Annotated in this window: 1 protein-coding gene; it reads left to right on the top strand. The window is 53.9% G+C overall.

Going from position 1 to position 1,070, the window contains the following annotated elements; translation table 11 throughout:
• The coding region (gene tuf / locus OH663_RS25995) for an elongation factor Tu (protein ID WP_234097007.1) at positions 1-1,070 on the top strand (1,070 nt) is incomplete at both ends.

Raw genomic sequence — 1,070 nt, 5'->3', positions numbered from 1 at the left:
ACCGTTCTGGCTAAAACCTACGGCGGTGCTGCTCGTGCTTTCGACCAGATCGATAACGCTCCGGAAGAAAAAGCTCGTGGTATCACCATCAACACTTCTCACGTTGAATATGACACCCCGACTCGCCACTACGCGCACGTAGACTGCCCGGGCCACGCCGACTATGTTAAAAACATGATCACCGGTGCTGCGCAGATGGACGGCGCGATCCTGGTTGTTGCTGCGACTGACGGCCCGATGCCGCAGACTCGTGAGCACATCCTGCTGGGTCGTCAGGTAGGCGTTCCGTACATCATCGTGTTCCTGAACAAATGCGACATGGTTGATGACGAAGAGCTGCTGGAACTGGTAGAAATGGAAGTTCGTGAACTTCTGTCTCAGTACGATTTCCCGGGCGACGACACTCCGATCGTTCGTGGTTCTGCTCTGAAAGCGCTGGAAGGCGATGCAGAGTGGGAAGCAAAGATCATCGAACTGGCTGGCTTCCTGGATTCTTACATCCCGGAACCAGAGCGTGCGATTGACAAGCCGTTCCTGCTGCCTATCGAAGACGTATTCTCCATCTCCGGTCGTGGTACCGTTGTTACCGGTCGTGTAGAGCGCGGTATCATCAAAGTTGGTGAAGAAGTTGAAATCGTTGGTATCAAAGAGACTGCTAAGTCTACCTGTACTGGCGTTGAAATGTTCCGCAAACTGCTGGACGAAGGCCGTGCTGGTGAGAACGTTGGTGTTCTGCTGCGTGGTATCAAACGTGAAGAAATCGAACGTGGTCAGGTACTGGCTAAGCCGGGTTCAATCAAGCCGCACACCAAGTTCGAATCTGAAGTGTACATTCTGTCCAAAGACGAAGGCGGCCGTCATACTCCGTTCTTCAAAGGCTACCGTCCGCAGTTCTACTTCCGTACTACTGACGTGACTGGTACCATCGAACTGCCAGAAGGCGTAGAGATGGTAATGCCGGGCGACAACATCAAAATGGTTGTTACCCTGATCCACCCGATCGCGATGGACGACGGTCTGCGTTTCGCAATCCGTGAAGGCGGCCGTACCGTTGGCGCGGGCGTTGTTGC

The sequence above is a fragment of the Citrobacter sp. Marseille-Q5395 genome (genome assembly GCF_947057495.1).
GTDB classification, from domain to species: Bacteria; Pseudomonadota; Gammaproteobacteria; order Enterobacterales; family Enterobacteriaceae; genus Citrobacter; species Citrobacter murliniae.
The sequence above is the reverse complement of the archived record's forward strand: the minus strand, read 5'-3'. Positions and strand labels throughout refer to the sequence as shown.